An 18529-nucleotide genomic window follows, 5' to 3' on the forward strand; every position below is an offset into this window, starting at 1 on the left:
AACCGAGGAAACCCGAATGTCGACTGATAATGATCTGAAGCCAATTCTGGCCAAAGTCGCAGATGGTGAAAAACTGACCGAAAGCATGGCCGAACAGGCTTTCAATGTGCTGATGTCGGGTCAGGCAACCCCGTCCCAGATGGGGGCTTTCCTGATGGGTTTGCGTATTCGCGGTGAAACGGTTGACGAAATCACCGGCGCAGCACGCGTCATGCGTGAAAAGGCAACCGGCATCGTTGCGCCTGACAATGCAGTTGATACCTGCGGGACGGGTGGAGATGGCAGTGGCACCTTCAATATTTCGACTGGTGCCGCCATTGTTGCGGCGGCGGCTGGTGCTGTTGTTGCCAAGCATGGCAACCGTGCTGCTTCGTCGAAATCGGGTTCTGCGGATGTATTGATGGCGCTTGGCGTCAATCTTGATGCCGATATGAAGCTTCTGGAAAAGGCGCTTCGCGAGATCGGCCTGTGTTTTATGATGGCAACCCGCCACCATTCGGCAATGCGCCATGTGATGCCGACCCGTGTTGAAATGGGGACCCGCACGATCTTTAACCTGCTTGGCCCGCTTGCCAACCCGGCAAAGACCAAACGCCAGGTCCTTGGCGTTTTTGCCAAGGACTGGGTAGAACCGGTTGCCCATGTGCTGAACCGTCTGGGATCGGTACATGCTTGGGTCGTTCACGGCCATAGCGGACTTGATGAAATCTCGACCACCGGTCCGACCTTTGTTGCCGAAGTCAAAAACGGCAATGTCACGACCTTTGAAATTTCACCGGGTGATTTCGGCTTTGAAACGGCTACTCTTGAGGATCTCAAGGGGGGGGATGCCGATGTGAATGCCAAGGCTATTACTGATCTTCTGGCGGCGAAAAAAGGCGCTTATCGCGACATCGTTCTGATGAATGCCGGTGCGGCCCTTGTGGTTACCGGGATTGCTAGCGATCTTGCCGAGGGTATTAAAAAGGCGTCCGATGCGATTGACAGTGGCAAGGCTGCAGAGACGCTGCAGGGCCTTGTTACCATTACCAACGAAGGAAACGCAGCGTGAGTGACGTTCTTCAAAAAATCTGTGACGACAAACGTGACCATGTCGCAGCCTGCAAGGCGCGCAAAACCCTTGGCACGCTTGAAGCAGAAGCAAAGGCACAGTCAGCACCGCGCGGCTTTATCAATGCCCTTGAAACCAGTGTTGCGAACGGTCGTTACGGCCTGATCGCCGAAATCAAGAAAGCATCACCGTCCAAAGGTCTGATCCGCCCGGATTTCAATCCACCGGAACTCGCAAAAGCCTATCAGGCTGGCGGGGCAAGCTGTCTTTCTGTTCTGACTGACGTCCCCTATTTCCAGGGCGATGATAGTTATCTGGTGGCGGCACGTGCGGCTGTTGACCTTCCGGCATTGCGTAAGGATTTCATGGTTGATCCCTATCAGATCACCGAAGCACGTGCGCTTGGTGCTGATTGTATCCTTTTGATCATGGCGGCCCTTGATGATGGCTTGGCGGCTGAACTTGAAGATGCCGCGCACAGCCTTGGCATGGATGTTCTGATCGAAGTTCACAATGCACCGGAACTTGAACGCGCGCTGAAACTGAAATCACGACTGGTCGGGATTAATAACCGCAACCTCAAGACCATGGAAATTTCGCTGACCACGACCGAAGAACTGGCTGGCATGGTTGATAACGACCGTTTGCTGGTGGCTGAAAGCGGCTTGTTTACCCCGGAAGACCTTGCACGCATGTCTAGGGTCGGCGCGCAATGCTTCCTGATTGGTGAAAGCCTGATGCGTCAGGATGACGTGACCGCAGCAACCCGTAATCTTCTTGGCCTTGCGGCCTGATTGGCGACAGACAGAATAATGGCAGACAAGCTTTCGCATATTGATGCAGGTGGTAACGCCGTCATGGTCGATATCTCGACCAAGGCCGATACCACCCGAATTGCCATTGCCAAGGCACGTGTACTGATGTCTGCGCAAACAGCACAGCTGATTGCGGATCGCGGCCATAAAAAGGGCGATGTTCTTGGCATTGCCCAGCTTGCCGGGATCATGGGGGCGAAAAAGACTCCTGATCTGATCCCGCTGTGCCATCCTCTTCCCCTGACTTCGGTAACGGTTGATCTTGAACTGGCCGATGATATTGACGGGGTCGATATTACGGCAACCTGCAAGACCACCGGCAAGACCGGTGTCGAGATGGAGGCGCTTACAGCTGCCACTGTTGCGGCCCTGACCGTCTTCGATATGTGCAAGGCGGTCGATAAGGCGATGCAGATCACAGATATTCGTGTCACCCGCAAGGAAGGCGGAAAGTCCGGCACCTATATCGCCGACTGATCGGGCTCCCCCGGTTTCCTTCTGTTTCAGGACATTGTTTCGCGTTTCTGACATCCGTCCTGTGCTTTTTATGCGCAGGTGCTTGACCGCGCAAAAGAACTAAAGTAGAACATCTGTGTATCCTTTTTGTTCTTGCTACAGGTTCGGGAAATATCATGCTGACGCGCAAGCAATATGAGTTGCTGGTCTATATTGACAATTACCTTCGCGATCACGGTATCTCGCCCTCTTTCGATGAAATGAAAGAGGCCCTGAACCTTAAATCCAAATCAGGCATTCATCGGCTGATCACCGGGCTTGAGGAACGCGGCTTTATCCGTCGCCTCGCCCATCGTGCCCGTGCACTGGAAGTCATCCGGCTTCCGGAAAACAGTGACGACGAGGCACCTGAAACGCCAAACAATGTCACATCCATTGCCAGTGCGCGAAAGGCATCGCACCGTCCGGCAACCGTCCCAACCGCGTTTTCCGAGGCCGGAGAAGCCATTTCACTACCGCTTTATGGTCGGATTGCCGCAGGTACCCCGATCGAGGCGCTGCGCGATCAAAGCACCATGGTGCAGGTCCCGGCAGCCCTTCTTGGTTCTGGTGATCACTATGCGCTTGAGGTATCGGGTGATTCCATGATCGAAGCCGGTATTCTTGATGGCGACACGGTGCTGATCCAGCGTTGCGAACAGGCCCATGATGGCACGATTGTCGTCGCCCTTGTCGATGACAGCGAAGCCACGCTCAAGCGTCTTAAACGTGGCCGCGGCGAGGTTCTGCTTGAACCGGCCAATGCGCGCTATGAAACCCGTGCGCTGTCACCGGACCGCGTGCGCATTCAGGGACGTCTGGTTGGCTTGCTGCGCCAATACTGATCACCGTCCATTCCCATACAGCTTTTGAAAACCGCCCGGTGTGCGATGCATCCGGGCGTTTTTTTTAACTTCGAAGAACTGTTTCATCGCGCTGCACGTCCCGCCTTTTGCGCGACGATGACCCAAGGCCAGTGTCCGGATGTTGCGCGCACTGTTTGCAGTGATATTTCATCGCTATCTTTGCTGCCTGCGCTTAACGCCACGCCACCTTGCCACCACAAGACATCGTCATCAATCATGTGCTGCGCCCCGGCATCCTGACAGCTTTGCCTTGGCAGATCTGTTGTCAGACTGATGACAATCTCGGCATTCCGACAGGCATAAAACGGGTTGAGAAGCTTGCTTGCAATGATGATGTTTGTCTTGGCACTGTCCGCGCCAATCCCGACCAGACACGGATCCGTATCACAGGTTTTGACGTAGCGGTCTTCATCCTCACGTCGCATGCCGAAGCGGCTCATCCAGACCGATTTTTGAAACTCACCAAGCCCGTCGGGAATATAAAGGACACCGTCATCCGGATCGAAGACAGCCCAGTTTTCACGATCACCTGACACCAGAATATTCGGGCTTTGATGTTGCCATTGCGCAAACACAGCAATCAGTAAAAGCGGGACACCCAGAATAATGGCGGCCCTGTCACGCCAGATCATCGCCCAGGAAAGTGCCAGCAACAAGCAGGAAACTGCGATAAAGCTCAGCCCCGAAACGTACCAAAGCCCCCATTCCTGATCGGCGACGATGGAGGCCGTCCTGATCAGGACGGCAAGCCCGGGTTTCATCAAGGCAAGTGTGACACCGCCCAGCCCGACCGGGATCAATATAAGTGTCGCAACGATCAACGGCATCACCCAGAATGCCATCACCGGGATGGCAATCAGGTTGGCAACAATCCCCAGCATCGAAATGCGTCCGAAATGGAACCCGATTATCGGTGCCGTCACTGCTGTAACAATGATGCCGGTGACCAGCAATCCAGCGATATAGATCACGATACGGACATACCAGGGGCTCATACCCTGACGATCAAGCCATCGACGGCCGGGCCCGTCATAGAACGCCACCAACGCACCAACAGCAGCAAAGGACAGCTGAAAGCTGGCCCCCAGAACGGCATCGGGACGCAAGATCAAAACGACAATAGCCGCAACACCGACCAAGCGTAACGAAATGGCGCGGCGATCAAGCAACAAGGCGATCCAGACAACCAGCAACATGATAAAGGCACGTTGCGTGGGCACTGTTGCCCCGGACAATCCAAGATAAATCAGCCCTGACAAGGCAGCAACTACCGCCGCCCATTTTTTTATCGGATAGCGCAATGCAATGCGTGGAATAGCAGCCAGGCAAAACCGGAACAGAAAAAACACCGTTCCACACAACAATCCCATATGCAGTCCGGAAATCGCCAAAAGATGGGCAAGCCCCGACTTCCGTAAGTCTTCGGTTATATCGGGGGTGACTTCACCCCGTTCACCAATGATAAGTGCCTTGGCTATTCCGGCTTCGGGAGCACTCAGATAGTGGCTGATCGTTTGAGAAACAGACTGACGCGCTTCCTCAATAAAGTTCCATAATTCATTGTTTTTATAATCTTTATCCTCAGCCAAGACCTGAAACTGTCGTCCGAATGCAAAACCGGTTGCGCCGATCCCGCTAAAGTAAAGGTTACGCGCGAAATCTGGATCACCGGGAACCGCTGGCGGGCGAAGCGGAAATAACCTTGCCTTGACCTGCACCTGATCGCCGATAGAAAACTTGCTGTCGCCCAGAAAACTTAATCTGACTTTCCAGTCGTACTCCCCATCTGCCAGTCCTGTTATGGCAGATGGTTCAAGTGTGACCCGAAGTCGATTTTCGCGTGGTTCAATATTGATAACAGTGCCGGTGATTTCGGTCGCATAAAGCGTCTTGGTCAGAATATTTTGCGGACCAATATCCGTGTGAATGGCACTTGTGAGGAACCCCGCCATCAAGCTTGTTTGCAACTGCAGGGTGAAAGCAACAATCGCGATCCGCCGGGTCATCCAGAATGCGCAGCCAGAAAGAATCATTCCGACGCCAATCTCTGATGCTGCAATGCGCGCAGGAAGCAAGAAATATAGCGCACATCCCAACCCAAAGAAGAGGACCGATGACAGAAACCATTTATTTCTTTGGCTTGTAACAACAAATATGACTTGCGAGAAATCCCCCACAAGCCTTTGTTTTTTCATACTTCTTATAAAAGTATTACGACGAATGTCCAATAGCCCGCCCTGAGCATTGTTTCTATCTAACATCGGCTGTGGTGCAACAGCGTGTCATTTGTGCTATAGCCTGCACGCCAAAAGTCCATACGACAAGCGACAACATCCAGATAACGGATAGATTGAATGACGGTTGTTACCCGTTTTGCCCCGTCCCCGACAGGGTTTTTACATATCGGCGGCGCACGCACCGCCCTGTATAACTGGCTTTATGCCAAACACACCGGCGGCAAATTCTTGCTGCGCATCGAAGACACTGACCGCGAACGTTCAACGCCCGAGGCCGTAGAGGCCATTTTTGACGGCCTGAACTGGCTTGGCCTGACCGCTGACGAAGAACCGACTTTCCAGTTTGCCCGTCGCGACCGCCATGCAGAAGTCGCCCAACAATTGCTTGATGCCGGCAAGGCATATCTTTGCTATTGCACGCCCGAAGAACTGACCGCCATGCGCGAGAAAGCCCGTGCTGAAGGCCGCCCTATGAAATATGACGGCACCTGGCGTGATCGCGATCCGTCCGAGGCCCCTGCTGGCGTCAAGCCGGTGGTTCGTCTCAAGGCGCCGCAGGAAGGCGATGTCGTGATCAATGATCAGGTTCAGGGCGAAGTTCGCGTCGCAAACGAACAGCTTGACGACTATGTCATCCTGCGCGGTGACGGAACCCCGACCTATATGCTTTCGGTTGTTGTTGATGACCATGATATGGGTGTGACCAACGTCATTCGTGGGGACGACCACCTGACCAATGCCTTCCGGCAGAAAGCGCTTTATGACGCAATGGGTTGGGACGTTCCTACCTTTGCTCATATCCCGCTGATCCATGGCCCGGATGGTGCAAAACTGTCCAAGCGTCACGGTGCACTGGGTGTTGACGCCTATCGCGACGAAATGGGCTTCCTTCCCGAAGCGCTGAACAACTATCTGCTGCGCCTTGGCTGGGGCCATGGTGACGACGAGGTCATCAGCCAGGAACAGGCAATCGAGTGGTTTGACGTCAAGGATGTTGGTAAGGGCGCGTCGCGTTTCGACTTCGCAAAGCTGACAAACCTGAACGGAATTTACTTGCGTCAGGCCGATGACAAACGGCTTGTAGACGAGATTTCCCAACGGGTTGCAGCCCTTGCTGGTATTGATGCAATTGATGCAGCGCAAAAAGAAATCTTGATCAATGGCATGGCAGGCCTTAAAGAAAGGGCCAAGACACTTATTGAGCTCGCCGAATCTTCGGCCTTCTACGTTACAGATGGCATTACGTCCGTTAACGAGAAAGCCCAGTCCCTGATTGATAGCGCACCTGAAGGTTTGTTCGCAGAACTGGCCAACAGCCTTGAAGCGCTTGAAAGCTGGACCGAAGAGAACGTTGACGCAAGTGTTCGTGCAACTGCCGAAAAACTTGATCTTAAACTCGGAAAAGTTGCACAGCCCTTGCGGGCGGTGCTTACCGGCTCCAATTCTTCTCCAGGCATCTTCGAAGTAATGATCGTGCTTGGCAAAGAGCAAACGCTGAAACGCATTCGACATTTCGATGTATAACAACAGCGAATTATAAAAAACTAATAGTCTATTTGCGCTTAATGCGCCGCAGCATTATGCTGCACCCAACTTGAAACCGTGTTCGTTCAAACAGGGAAGGAAAAATAAGTCATGGCTCAGAATTCCAAGACTTCCCACACCGTAACACTGACCGACAATGCCACTGGCAAGTCGATCGAGATGCCGGTGATTGAGGGTAGCGTAGGCCCGTCTGTTATCGACATTCGGAAGCTGTATGCTGAAACTGGATTTTTTACGTATGATCCGGGCTTCACTTCGACCGGCTCCTGCCAGTCCGAGCTGACCTACATTGATGGCGACGTTGGTATCCTTCGTCACCGTGGTTATGCAATTGATGACCTTGCAGAAAACTCCGACTTCCTCGAAGTTTGCCACTTGCTGCTTTACGGTGAGCTGCCGAATGCCACCCAGAAAGCGCAGTTCGAAAACGACATCACCATGCACACCATGGTGCATGAGCAGATGCGCAATTTCTATAACGGCTTCCGCCGTGATGCGCATCCGATGGCTATCATGTGTGGCGTTGTTGGCGCAATGTCTGCATTCTATCATGACAGCACCGACATCAATGACCCGCAGCAGCGCCTGATCTCGGCTTATCGCCTGATCGCGAAAATGCCGACCATTGCTGCGATGGCATACAAATATTCGATCGGTCAGCCGTTCCGCTATCCGAACAACAAGCTGGGCTTTGCTGAAAACTTCCTTCAGATGATGTTTGGCAACCCGTGCGAAGAATACGAAGTTAACCCGGTTCTGGCCAAAGCAATGGATCGTATTCTGATCCTTCATGCTGACCACGAACAGAATGCTTCGACCTCGACCGTACGCCTTGCCGGTTCGTCTGGTGCAAACCCGTTTGCATGTATCGCTGCTGGTATCGCGTCCCTTTGGGGTCCGGCACATGGTGGTGCGAACGAAGCCGTTCTGGTTATGCTCAACGAAATCGGCGATGTGAAAAACATCCCGGAATTCGTTGCAAAAGCAAAAGACAAGAACGATCCGTTCCGTCTGATGGGCTTTGGTCACCGCGTTTACAAAAACTACGATCCGCGCGCCAAGGTCATGCAGGAAACCTGCCACGAAGTTCTCAAGGAACTCAACATCAAGGATCCGCTTCTTGATGTTGCCCAGGAACTCGAACGTATTGCACGTGAAGACGAGTACTTCATCGAGAAGAAACTCTATCCGAACGTCGACTTCTATTCGGGCATCATCTTCAAGGCGATGGGCATTCCGGTCAGCATGTTCACCGTGCTGTTCGCGGTTGCACGTACCGTCGGCTGGATCGCCCAGTGGAAAGAAATGATCGAAGATCCGTCGCAGAAAATCGGCCGCCCGCGTCAGCTGTTCACCGGTGTCGCAGAACGTCCGTTCGTTCCGGTCGACAAACGCTAAGTCGTCCCGACAGCGATCTTTGCCAGATCAAAGCAAAAAGGCCCGGAGAAATCCGGGCCTTTTCGTGTTTCTCAACCAGTGTTACCGGTAAAACGAACTCTCAAAACTTACCAGCTTCCGGTGTTTTCCATGCTTACCCATGGCTCTGCCGGTGCAAGGCTCTCACCTTTCTGAAGGAACTCGATTGAAATTCCGTCTGGCGAACGTACAAATGCCATATGACCATCACGCGGGGGACGATTGATCGTTACCCCGGCATCCATCAGTTTCTGGCAAGTTGCATAGATGTCATCAACTTCATAGGCCAAATGACCAAAATTGCGACCGCCCGAATAGCTCTCGGGGTCCCAGTTGTAGGTCAGTTCGAGTTCAGGAGCCTTGTTTGCCTTGGCATTCTCTACATCAGCTGACGGGGCCAGATAAATCAGGGTGAAACGCCCCTTTTCGCTTTCGATGCGGCGAGTCTCGCTCATGCCCAGAAGATCGCAATAGAATTTCAGCGACTCATCGACATTCTCGACGCGCACCATCGTGTGCAAATAACGCATAACAACGTCTCCGTTATGGATTGATCAATGACCTGAAACTAAATGCATTCCACGCCTGATACCAGTCGTTAGCCGTTATTTTTTCGCGATAATGTCGAGAATCTGTTCGGCAGCTTTTTCGCTGGGTGCCCGATCCCCAAAGCCAAGCATCCTGCATGCTTCATCAAAGCCTGATTTTTGCTGTTCCCGGGTAGGGTTATCCCCCAAAAGGGCATCAAGCACCGGGATGATGTTCTTCGCCTTGCAATTTTCCTGCAGGAATTCGGGGATCAGTTTACGTCCCAGAACAAGATTAACGATTGTCACCGTATCAATCTTGATCAGGCGTTTGGCAATCCAGCCGGTTATGGCATTAACCTGATAGGCAATCACATGGGGAACACCGGAGATTGCCAGTTCCAGCGACACCGTACCTGATGCGGCCAAGGCGCAATCGGCTGCAGCAAACGCGTCATGACGTTCCTGATCCGTGGCCACAACGATCGGTGCCAAGGGCCAGCTTTTCATTTCTTCGGTCACGGTATCAGCAACCTTGCTGACCGTGGGAACCACAATGCGGGCATCAGGGTATTTCCGGGCGATTGCCTCGATCACCTGGCGAAAGACCGGCAGCAATCTCTTTACTTCGGAGTTACGACTTCCGGGCAGCACTGCCAGCAGGCGTTTATTCGCGTCCAGACCGTGATTGGCCCGAAAACGATCCACGTTACCATCATGGCGCTCTTCAACAGCTGAGTGGCCGATAAAGGTCGTTGGCAGACCTTCTTTTTCAAAGTAGGGCGGCTCAAACGGCAAAAGCGCCAAAAGATGGTCGAGAAACCCTGCAATTTTCTTTGCCCGCCCTTCACGCCAGGCCCAAACAGACGGGGCAACATAGTGAATAAGCGGAATGCCTTTGCCCTTGAGCTTTTTCCCGACCCGGAAACTGAAATCCGGGGCATCAATCGTCACAACAGCGTCAGGTTTCTCGCTTTTGGCGAAGTCTGCCGTTTGCGCGATACGTTTCAGCAGGTGCGGAATATGCGGGATAACCTCTGTCAGGCCCATCACCGACATTTCATTCATCGGGAACAGGCTTTGAAGCCCCTCGCCCTCCATCCTTGGACCGCCAACACCGATAAAACGCACACCGGGTTCCTGACGCTTGATCGCAGCCATAAGACGACCGCCAAGCTGATCACCGGAGGCTTCGCCCGCCACAAGCATGATTTTCGGGCCACCTGACGTATTTTCAGACGCCATGGTTTGTTTCTCCGTCCTCATCGCCGAGGCCAAGCACAAATATGCCAAGCGCGTCTGCACGGGCAATAACCGCAGCACGATCAATAATCATTGTACCACCGGCAAGGAGTGCAATGCCACGCAGGCCGGCCAGATGCGCTTCTTCGATGGTTGTCAGGCCGATAGCCGGAAGATCAAGGCGTTTGTCCTGCTGTGGTTTTGAGGCTTTTACCAGAACCCCTCCAACGCCTTCACGCCGATATTTTGCGGAACGCCGAACCATCTCGTCAGTGCCTTCAATGGCTTCAAGCGCAAGCACAAGGCCCTGTTGAACCACACATCCCTGTCCAACATCGGCCTGACCAAGAATGCGCGCCACAGAAAGACCACGCCTTGCGTCGCTGATGGCCTGATCATCAGGTGCAATTGCCCCCAGAACGCCCTCGGACACGGCAAGATCCGTCAGGATGTCATGCGCACCGACCAGACGAAAGCCTTCACGTTCAAGCTCTTCTCCAACGAGCCGAAGCAACCCGTCATCGCCAAGTGCCCTCATGCCAACCTTCATCAAAAGCTTGGCAGCGCGCCAGTCGGGACGGATTGCCGAGAAACTCGGGCGTGCGACCTTTCCGGCCAGCACGACATCGCGGCACTCATTTGCACGCATGGCATCAAGGATTTTGGCCGCAGCACCAAGCCTTGTCGACACGTTGGGATACTCGTCGAGCGCGGGATCATCGGCATGACCATCAAGCTTAATAACGAAAACAGCCCGCCCGGCTGTCTGCGCTGCAGAAGCCAAGCGGGCTGGAAGCGCACCGCCCCCAGCAATAATCCCCAGCTTTGGTTGCGGATTATCCTGCGGAGCTGTCATATTTCGGTGTGCACACGGAACGCATGCTTTCCGCTTTGAGGAAGTTGATAATTTCCATGACCGGACCGACACCTTCGAAGTCCTTTGCGACCTCTTCAACGCGTTCAGCCAACGTACCTTCCTGAGCAAACAGCAAACGATATGCCTTACGCAGGGAATGAATGGTTTCGCGGTCAAAACCACGACGTTTCAGGCCGACAATATTCAAGCCCGAAAGGTATGCGCGGTTCCCGATCACCGAACCATAGGGAATGACGTCGCTTTCGACACCGGTCATGCCACCGATCATCGCATGTCTTCCGATGCGAACGAACTGATGTACCGCCGAAAGACCGCCAACAATTGCAAAATCTTCAACAACCACATGACCGGCCAAGGTACCGTTATTGACCAGAATGCAATGGTTGCCGACATGGCAGTCATGGCCAACATGGGCACCCGTCATCAACAGGCAATCGTCACCGATCGTTGTTTCCATCCCGCCACCTTCGGTACCGGGATTAAGGGTGGCCCCTTCACGGATTTTTGTCCGCTTTCCAACGATCAAACGGCTTTGCTCACCCTTGAACTTCAGATCCTGGGGCGCATGCCCGACAGAAGCAAACGGGTAAACTTCGCATTCTTCGCCAAGGGTCGTGTGACCAGCGACAGCAACATGGCTATGCAGCTTGACACGATCACCCAAGACAACGTTCGGACCAATAACACTATAAGGTCCGATTTCGACATCCTGACCTATCTGCGCGCCATCTTCGACAACGGCGGTTGGATGTACTTTTGACATTATCAGTTATCCCGGATCATCGCGGCAATGGTTGCCTCGGCAACGACCTGCCCGTCCACCTTGACCTGGCTTTCAAATTTCCAGACCGGACCACGGCTTTGTTTCTTCGTCACATGGATATGCATCACATCACCGGGCGTTACCGGTTTGCGGAAACGTGCGTTATCGATGCTCATGAAATAGACCAGTTTGCCCTCTGCGTCCTCGCCAAGGGTCTGGACAACCAGAATAGCAGCGGTCTGGGCCATGCTTTCAATGATCAGAACGCCCGGCATAATCGGCTGCTGCGGAAAATGACCAGTAAATTGCGGTTCATTCATCGTGACGTTTTTGATGCCGGTTGCGGATTCATCAACCGCAATATCGATAACTTTATCAATCAACAAAAACGGATAACGATGCGGGATCATTTCCAGAATGCGCTGAATATCAACACTTACCAGTTCGGTCATGTGTGTAGCCCTTATTTCTTTTTTCGTACCAGACGGGACAAGGCCACTGTCTGTTTATGATATTCCATGACCGGAACGGCAGGACTTCCGCCCACTGTTTCCCCCGGTCCGATATTTCTCATGACACCTGATTGCGCGGCAACTTTGACACCATCGCCAATTTCAAGATGCCCGGCCACGCCGACCTGCCCCGCCAGCACAACGAAATTCCCAAGCTTTGTCGAGCCGGAAATACCTACTTGCGAGACGACAACGCAGCCCATGCCGAGCTCGACGTTATGGCCGATTTGTACCAGATTGTCGATACGGCACCCATTACCGATGACGGTATCAGGCCCTGCACCACGGTCAATCGTGCTGTTGGCGCCAACTTCAACGTCATTACCGATAACGACACGCCCAAGCTGCGGCACCTTCACATGGCCTTGCGGCCCCATGGCAAAACCAAAACCGTCCTGCCCGATCCGGGCACCCGGATAAATCAGACAAAGATTTCCTATCAGACTGTGGCTAATCGATGCGTTGGCACCGACCTTACATCCAGCCCCGATGACAACCCCCTCGCCGATTACCGCATTCGATGCAATGATGGTCCCATCGCCGATTTCACAATTGGCACTGATCACTGCACCGGCATCGACCTGCACACCTTTGCCAAGCTTTGCCGTCGGATCAATGAAAGCACGGTCAGAAATCGAACCATTGCCTGTCTCGAACGGATAAAAAGCGGTCGCTGCCTTTGCATAGGCTCGATATGGATCATTGGTTGTGAACAGAACCATGTCTTCCGGGGCACGATCTGCAAATTCTGGCCGAATGAAACATGCCCCAGCCTTGCTGTTGACAAAGGCATCGATATATTTGCGGTTATCAAGGAAGCTCAGAATTGAGTCATCAGCATTTTGCAGTGGTGACACATCGTCAAAGACACGCGCTTTGTCAGGTGCATTCAAAACCTCTGCGCCAGTCAGCTCCGCAATTTCAGCGACGCTGAAAGGTCCCTTGCGACGAAAGAAACGCGTATCAGCCATCAGGACCCTTCCTTGAACTCAACCTTGATCGTCGGAACTTTTTTGTTAATCCGGTCAAACACTTCCTTGCTGGCATTCATCGCATTGGCAAAGATGATCACCTGCGCCTGATGCAAAACCAGCGTTGCACGTCGTTCTTCGGCCAAACCTGCAATAACGTCATTCAAAGCTTTCTGAAAGGTTGCCTGACTCTCAGCAAGAGCCTGATCGAGAACGCGGCTGCGCCCTTGGGCAAATTTCTGGAATGCAGCTACCTTTTGCTGAAACTGTTTTTGCTTTTCCTGATGAACATCTGCCGCGAGCAGGGTTCGTTGCTGGGCAAGCTGCTTTTCTTCTTCACGCAGCGCTTGCTGACGGGTCTCTATATCTTGCTGATAGGTTATCTGCCGTTCGCGGATTTGCTTTTTGACATCCTGCATAGCTGATGCCTCACGCATGATCCCCGCATAGTCGACGATCATGACGGACGCCATGGTTTCAGGATTCGGGGTTTCCTGCGCAGATACATAAGATGTCGTAAAAACACCACATACAAGAGCGGATGCGACAAGCAGTTTCTGAAGCGACTTCATGATAATCATTAGAATCTGGTTCCGAAGTTAAGTCGGAACACTTCCTCTTTATCGTAATCTTCTTTCAGGATGGCCTGCGAAAGGTCGACACCAATCGGACCGAATGGCGACTCCCAACCAACACCAAAGCCAACAGACCCACGAATGGACCCAGTGTCATTCACTTCACCAGGGCGCGCACCGTCAACACCTTCGGATGAACCAAAGTCACTGAAAATGCGTCCCTTCAGTGCAAATTCTGATGGTAATCCAAGCGGGAAGTCCATCTGAACAGTACCAGTGTAGTACATATTGCCGCCCAAGGCATCGTCTGTCGCGACATCACGCGGGCCAACACCAGCAGATTCAAAACCACGCAGGTTCGCACCACCAACCATAAAGCGTTGCGAGATACGTGTATCATCGCCGATACCAAAGATATAACCGGTCCCGGCACGGGTCGAGAGAACCCATTCATGTTCGCGGTCCAGCGGATAATAATATCCGCCTTCCAAACGCGTCCGCAGATAAGTCTCATCGCCACCCAATCCGGCAAAATCATTGGACAACCGTCCAAAGTAGCCCTCTGTTGGCGCAACAGAGCTATCGCGTTTATCGTAGGTCAGCGTGTGGCCGACAGATGACTCAATAAATTCAGAATCTTCGGAAAGCAACAGACGTGATGCGTCAGCCCGATTGATATTTGAGTAGCTGTTCTGCTCAAGCGTATATCGGAAAGAGTGCGATAGATCTTCTGTGTACTTAAATCCTGCACGCAGTCGACCACCAGTCTGCTCTTCATCATAAGAGCTTTCGTCCTGATTGTCCTTTTCCCGACGATACACGTCAAACCCGGCTGCAATTTCACGATCCAGGAAATATGGCTCCGTAAACGACAAATCGATCTGCTGATCTGATGACCCCAAAGTAAAGTTCAAGCGCAGATCCTGACCTTTACCCAGAAGGTTACGTTCACGAATACCCAGCTGACCGAACGCACCATCGTCCGTTCCATATCCGGCACCAATCGAGAATTCTCCGGTCGATTTTTCTTCCACATCCACTTCAAGAATTGTCTGATCCGGTGTCTTCCCTGGCAAGGTTTTGACATCAACAGATTTAAAGAAGTTAAGGTTTTCAATGCGCTGCTTGGAGCGTTTCATTTTGGAGCTACTGAAAGCATCCCCTTCGACCAGACGGAACTCGCGACGAATAACATCATCAAGCGTACGGACGTTACCAACCACATTGATGCGTTCGACATATACTTTCGGCCCCTCTGCAATCGTAAATGTCAGGTCAATTGTACCTGTTTCACGGTTACGCTGAACGCTCGGACGAATATCAATGAAGGCATAGCCTTCGTCGCCGACTTTGGTCGTCAGGGCGTCAACCGCGTCATCAACCATGGTCGCGTTGTACCACTCACCCTTTTCGATCTCGATCAGAGGCAGCAAGGCATCAGCGTCAATCTTATCGATCTGGGAGACAACCTTGACATCACCAAACTGGTAACGTTGCCCCTCACTGACAGTGTAGGTAATGAAGAAGTCCGAACGATCCGGGGTCAGTTCCGCAACAGATGAAAGAACCTGGAAATCGGCATAGCCTGCGGAAAGGTAGAAACGGCGCAGCAGTTCGCGATCAAACGTCACACGATCAGGATCATAGTTGTCGTCCGAGGTCAGGATTTTCCACCAGGCACTTTCGGTGGTTCGGATGACTTCAGAAAGTTCGCCATCATCGAATGCCTTGTTACCGACGAAATTGATCTTGCGAACACCTGTCGCCTCACCCTCGTCAACTTCAAAGACCAGATCGACGCGGTTCTGTTCGAGCTGAATGACTTTCGGCTCGACAGTGGCGGCAAAACGACCGCTACGACGATACAGTTCAAGAATACGCTGGACGTCCGACTGGACTTTGGTACGGGTGTAAACAACCCGCGGGCGAAGCTGGAGTTCTGCGCTCAGCACATCATCCTTGAGACGATTGTTCCCCTCAAAGGCGATTCGGTTGATGATCGGATTTTCAACGACATTAACCTTCAGAACCCCCTGATTGAACGAGAAGGATACATCGGCAAACAGCCCGGTGGAAAACAGCGCCTTTAGCGACGTGTTGATTTGACGCGCATCATATGCGTCTCCGGGCGCAACCGTCAGATATGCGTTAACGGTCGCACTTTCAATTCGGTTGTTACCCTCGACCTGAATTTCGCGAATCAGGCCTGAATTCTGTTGGGCATATGCTGCCACCGGAATGATCACTGGCGCGGTTCCGCCAAGAAGGGCCGCAACTAACGCGGCCGCTTTTACCTTACGCAGCAAGTTAACCCCCCTGTTGCTGTCACACATTAGCCAGCAAGTCCTTTGAGGAAACTAAAGACACCCAATTGCGTCAAATCGTTCCACGTTGCGAAAATGATTAAGCTGAATACCAAACCCGCGCCGATACGGAAACCATATTCTTGTGCTTTTGCTCCCAATGGCTTACCGCGAATTGCCTCAATCGCATAAAACACAAGATGCCCGCCATCCAGAACCGGAACCGGCATCAGATTGATCAACCCCAAACTGATCGACAGATAGCCCATAAAGAACAGGAGAGGCCCCAAACCACCCTCTGCGACCTGCCCTGACATTTGCGCGATCCGGATCGGGCCACCAAGTTCGGAACTGTCCCGGTCACCACTGATCATCTCGCCAAGAGCAGAAAAGGTCTGGGTTGTCAGAGAATAGGCTGTTTCAAAAGCACGCCCAACCGCCTCTATCACTCCGTCACGGCTGGTATCAAAAGCACCGGCCGTAATACCAAGACGACCAAATGTCTGCGTCACACCGTTTTCATCCGCTGTCACAGAGTCCGGAGTTACCGAGAGCTCGAGCGATTGTCCATCACGCAGTACCGTTATCGCAAGTGTTTGCGCCGGATGGTTGCGTACAATATCGGAAAGTTCCGAGAACCATTCGACCGTCGCACCGTTGATTGCGATGACCTGATCATCACTTAGCAAACCGGCACTTGCAGCAGGGCTGTTTTCAAGAACATCACCGACGACCGGCAAAGCACGTTGCTGTCCAACAGCTGCAAACAAGAAGGTAAAAACGATGATGGCAAACACAAAATTTGCAAGCGGGCCAGCAAACACAATAGCAGCGCGCGCACCGACACCTTTGTGATGGAAAGCGTATTTTTCTTCCTCTGCGTTCAGGTCGTCACGCTGACCGGCACTGGCCGGGTTCATGTCGCCAAACATTTTCACATAGCCGCCAAGCGGGATCAGGCTGACTTTCCAGCGTGTCCCCTTTTTGTCTTTCCAACCGAAAAGTTCGGGTCCGAACCCGATGGAAAATGCTTCGACCTTGACACCATTCTTGATGGCAACCCAATAATGACCGTATTCGTGAACGAAGACGAGAACCGAAAGTACAAAAAGAAAGGCAAGCAAGGTTTCCATCAAGACGTTCCTTATCCGGTCAAACCGGAGAAATTAACTTAAACAGCGGCGATATGTGCTGCGGTCTGCCGACGCACAAGTGCATCTGTTTCAAATACCTGGTTCAGACTGGTCAGGTCTTCGCGACCAATCTTTTCCATCACGGTCTCAACAATTTCTGCAATTTCAAGAAAACCGATCTTGTCTTGCAGGAAGGCCTCGACCGCAACTTCGTTTGCTCCGTTCAGGACAGTAGGCAGTGTACCACCTTCCTGCAAGGCCTGACGTGCCAAACGAAGAGCCGGAAACCGATTGGTATCGGGTTTCTGGAAGTTCAAGCTTCCGATCATGGCAAAATCAAGACGCGGTACATCCACCTTGATCCGATCCGGCCATGCAAGAGCATAGGCAATCGGCGTGCGCATGTCCGGAGACCCCAGTTGCGCCAGCACAGAACCGTCGCAATATTCAACCATACTATGAACAACTGACTGAGGATGAACAACAATTTCAATACGCTCCTCAGCAACCGGAAACAGGTGCCAGGCTTCGATCAGCTCCAGCCCCTTGTTCATCATGGTCGCAGAGTCGATGGAAATTTTTGCCCCCATCTCCCAGTTCGGATGCGCCAGCGCCTGCTTGCGTGTGACAGATTTCATGTCAACCAAGGACCGCTCGCGGAAAGGTCCACCGGAAGCAGTCAGCAAAATGCGGTCGACTTGTTTGTCGGCTTTGTCTTCAAGAACCTGGAAAATTGCGCTGTGTTCGGAATCGACCGGGATCAGTGTCGCATTGTGTTTTGCCACCTCAGCCGTCATCAGAGCGCCGGCACAGACCAAGGTTTCCTTGTTGGCCAATCCAACCCGTGCGCCCCGCCGAATGGCTGCCAATGTCGGCTTTAGCCCCGCTGCACCAACGATTGCAGCAATAACGATATCTGATGGACGCTCGGCAGCCTCGATCAATGCGGTTTCGCCAGCACCTACCTCGATATCGGTACCTGCCAGCGCTTCACGCAGTTCATGAAAAAGATCGGGATCGCCAATGACAGCACATCTGGCATTCAAATCTTTGGCGATAGAAGCCAGCGATTGAACATTGCGATGCGCGGTTACGGCATCGACGCTGTATTTGTCCGAGTGGTTCCTGAGAATATCAACAGTACTGGTCCCGATAGATCCGGTAACACCAAAAACGCTGACGGATTTCTTCAAAGTCATCA

The 18529-nt window shown here is 52.6% G+C and carries 17 protein-coding genes; 6 read left to right on the forward strand and 11 right to left on the reverse strand.

What is annotated here, in order from left to right; all coding sequences use genetic code 11:
- The first annotated feature begins 16 nt into the window (after positions 1–16).
- From trpD to lexA, 4 genes are all read left to right on the forward strand, one after another.
- Complete coding sequence (trpD, locus tag WA318_RS11500; RefSeq protein WP_114097388.1) at positions 17–1051, forward strand: anthranilate phosphoribosyltransferase; 1035 nt, start codon at positions 17–19, stop codon at positions 1049–1051.
- Positions 1048–1845 (forward strand): indole-3-glycerol phosphate synthase TrpC, encoded by a 798-nt coding sequence (trpC, locus tag WA318_RS11505; RefSeq protein WP_336081189.1) that lies wholly within the window; start codon positions 1048–1050, stop codon positions 1843–1845. The genes trpD and trpC overlap by 4 nt, the downstream gene beginning before the upstream one ends.
- Before the next feature lie 18 nt (positions 1846–1863).
- Positions 1864–2343 (forward strand): cyclic pyranopterin monophosphate synthase MoaC, encoded by a 480-nt coding sequence (gene moaC / locus WA318_RS11510; RefSeq protein ID WP_336081191.1) that lies wholly within the window; start codon positions 1864–1866, stop codon positions 2341–2343.
- Positions 2344–2498: 155 nt separating this feature from the next.
- Positions 2499–3206 (forward strand): transcriptional repressor LexA, encoded by a 708-nt coding sequence (lexA, locus tag WA318_RS11515; protein ID WP_114097385.1) that lies wholly within the window; start codon positions 2499–2501, stop codon positions 3204–3206.
- An 83-nt stretch (positions 3207–3289) separates the two neighbouring features.
- Here lexA and WA318_RS11520 read toward each other — a convergent pair whose 3' ends face one another.
- Entirely contained in the window at positions 3290–5422 is a 2133-nt protein-coding gene (locus tag WA318_RS11520) for a ComEC/Rec2 family competence protein (RefSeq protein WP_336081194.1), read from the reverse strand.
- A 159-nt stretch (positions 5423–5581) separates the two neighbouring features.
- Here WA318_RS11520 and gltX point away from each other — a divergent pair, with 159 nt between their 5' ends.
- Both gltX and WA318_RS11530 read left to right on the forward strand, forming a co-directional pair.
- On the forward strand, positions 5582–6988 hold the full coding sequence (gene gltX, locus WA318_RS11525; protein ID WP_336081196.1) for a glutamate--tRNA ligase: 1407 nt from the start codon (positions 5582–5584) through the stop codon (positions 6986–6988).
- A gap of 111 nt (positions 6989–7099) precedes the next feature.
- Positions 7100–8407 carry a citrate synthase gene (locus WA318_RS11530; protein WP_114097382.1) on the forward strand — a complete coding sequence of 436 codons (1308 nt, stop codon included), beginning with the start codon at positions 7100–7102 and terminating at the stop codon, positions 8405–8407.
- A gap of 107 nt (positions 8408–8514) precedes the next feature.
- Here WA318_RS11530 and WA318_RS11535 read toward each other — a convergent pair whose 3' ends face one another.
- The 10 genes from WA318_RS11535 to WA318_RS11580 form a co-directional block, all read right to left on the reverse strand.
- Positions 8515–8955, reverse strand: a complete 441-nt coding sequence (locus tag WA318_RS11535) for a VOC family protein (protein ID WP_114097381.1) — start codon at positions 8953–8955, stop codon at positions 8515–8517.
- A 75-nt stretch (positions 8956–9030) separates the two neighbouring features.
- A complete protein-coding gene (lpxB, locus tag WA318_RS11540; protein WP_336081200.1) occupies positions 9031–10197 on the reverse strand; it encodes a lipid-A-disaccharide synthase in 1167 nt (388 codons plus the stop codon).
- Positions 10187–11050: an LpxI family protein gene (locus WA318_RS11545; RefSeq protein ID WP_336081202.1), complete on the reverse strand. Its 864-nt coding sequence runs from the start codon at positions 11048–11050 to the stop codon at positions 10187–10189. Before WA318_RS11545 ends, lpxB begins: the two co-directional genes overlap by 11 nt.
- Complete coding sequence (gene lpxA / locus WA318_RS11550) at positions 11031–11834, reverse strand: acyl-ACP--UDP-N-acetylglucosamine O-acyltransferase (RefSeq protein ID WP_114097378.1); 804 nt, start codon at positions 11832–11834, stop codon at positions 11031–11033. Before lpxA ends, WA318_RS11545 begins: the two co-directional genes overlap by 20 nt.
- Before the next feature lie 2 nt (positions 11835–11836).
- On the reverse strand, positions 11837–12286 hold the full coding sequence (fabZ, locus tag WA318_RS11555; RefSeq protein ID WP_114097377.1) for a 3-hydroxyacyl-ACP dehydratase FabZ: 450 nt from the start codon (positions 12284–12286) through the stop codon (positions 11837–11839).
- Between the two features lie 11 nt (positions 12287–12297).
- Positions 12298–13317, reverse strand: coding sequence for a UDP-3-O-(3-hydroxymyristoyl)glucosamine N-acyltransferase (lpxD, locus tag WA318_RS11560; protein ID WP_336081206.1), 1020 nt, complete (start codon positions 13315–13317; stop codon positions 12298–12300).
- Entirely contained in the window at positions 13317–13898 is a 582-nt protein-coding gene (locus tag WA318_RS11565; protein WP_336081208.1) for an OmpH family outer membrane protein, read from the reverse strand. The genes lpxD and WA318_RS11565 overlap by 1 nt, the downstream gene beginning before the upstream one ends.
- On the reverse strand, positions 13898–16198 hold the full coding sequence (bamA, locus tag WA318_RS11570; RefSeq protein WP_336081210.1) for an outer membrane protein assembly factor BamA: 2301 nt from the start codon (positions 16196–16198) through the stop codon (positions 13898–13900). Before bamA ends, WA318_RS11565 begins: the two co-directional genes overlap by 1 nt.
- Before the next feature lie 26 nt (positions 16199–16224).
- Positions 16225–17328: an RIP metalloprotease RseP gene (rseP, locus tag WA318_RS11575; RefSeq protein WP_336081212.1), complete on the reverse strand. Its 1104-nt coding sequence runs from the start codon at positions 17326–17328 to the stop codon at positions 16225–16227.
- Between the two features lie 38 nt (positions 17329–17366).
- A complete protein-coding gene (locus tag WA318_RS11580) occupies positions 17367–18527 on the reverse strand; it encodes a 1-deoxy-D-xylulose-5-phosphate reductoisomerase (RefSeq protein WP_114097372.1) in 1161 nt (386 codons plus the stop codon).
- Positions 18528–18529: the final 2 nt, after the last annotated feature.

The organism is Thalassospira sp. CH_XMU1448-2 (assembly GCF_037027285.1).
Taxonomy (GTDB): Bacteria; Pseudomonadota; Alphaproteobacteria; order Rhodospirillales; family Thalassospiraceae; genus Thalassospira; species Thalassospira profundimaris_C.

What these genes read in the sequence shown, in the direction of transcription:
- trpD (WP_114097388.1), top strand. Translation starts at nt 17, where the DNA reads ATGTCGACTGATAATGATCTGAAGCCAATTCTGGCCAAAGTCGCAGAT.
- moaC (WP_336081191.1), top strand. Translation starts at nt 1,864, where the DNA reads ATGGCAGACAAGCTTTCGCATATTGATGCAGGTGGTAACGCCGTCATG.
- lexA (WP_114097385.1), top strand. Translation starts at nt 2,499, where the DNA reads ATGCTGACGCGCAAGCAATATGAGTTGCTGGTCTATATTGACAATTAC.
- WA318_RS11520 (WP_336081194.1), bottom strand. Translation starts at nt 5,422, where the DNA reads ATGAAAAAACAAAGGCTTGTGGGGGATTTCTCGCAAGTCATATTTGTT.
- gltX (WP_336081196.1), top strand. Translation starts at nt 5,582, where the DNA reads ATGACGGTTGTTACCCGTTTTGCCCCGTCCCCGACAGGGTTTTTACAT.
- WA318_RS11530 (WP_114097382.1), top strand. Translation starts at nt 7,100, where the DNA reads ATGGCTCAGAATTCCAAGACTTCCCACACCGTAACACTGACCGACAAT.
- WA318_RS11535 (WP_114097381.1), bottom strand. Translation starts at nt 8,955, where the DNA reads ATGCGTTATTTGCACACGATGGTGCGCGTCGAGAATGTCGATGAGTCG.
- lpxB (WP_336081200.1), bottom strand. Translation starts at nt 10,197, where the DNA reads ATGGCGTCTGAAAATACGTCAGGTGGCCCGAAAATCATGCTTGTGGCG.
- WA318_RS11545 (WP_336081202.1), bottom strand. Translation starts at nt 11,050, where the DNA reads ATGACAGCTCCGCAGGATAATCCGCAACCAAAGCTGGGGATTATTGCT.
- lpxA (WP_114097378.1), bottom strand. Translation starts at nt 11,834, where the DNA reads ATGTCAAAAGTACATCCAACCGCCGTTGTCGAAGATGGCGCGCAGATA.
- fabZ (WP_114097377.1), bottom strand. Translation starts at nt 12,286, where the DNA reads ATGACCGAACTGGTAAGTGTTGATATTCAGCGCATTCTGGAAATGATC.
- lpxD (WP_336081206.1), bottom strand. Translation starts at nt 13,317, where the DNA reads ATGGCTGATACGCGTTTCTTTCGTCGCAAGGGACCTTTCAGCGTCGCT.
- WA318_RS11565 (WP_336081208.1), bottom strand. Translation starts at nt 13,898, where the DNA reads ATGATTATCATGAAGTCGCTTCAGAAACTGCTTGTCGCATCCGCTCTT.
- rseP (WP_336081212.1), bottom strand. Translation starts at nt 17,328, where the DNA reads ATGGAAACCTTGCTTGCCTTTCTTTTTGTACTTTCGGTTCTCGTCTTC.
- WA318_RS11580 (WP_114097372.1), bottom strand. Translation starts at nt 18,527, where the DNA reads ATGACTTTGAAGAAATCCGTCAGCGTTTTTGGTGTTACCGGATCTATC.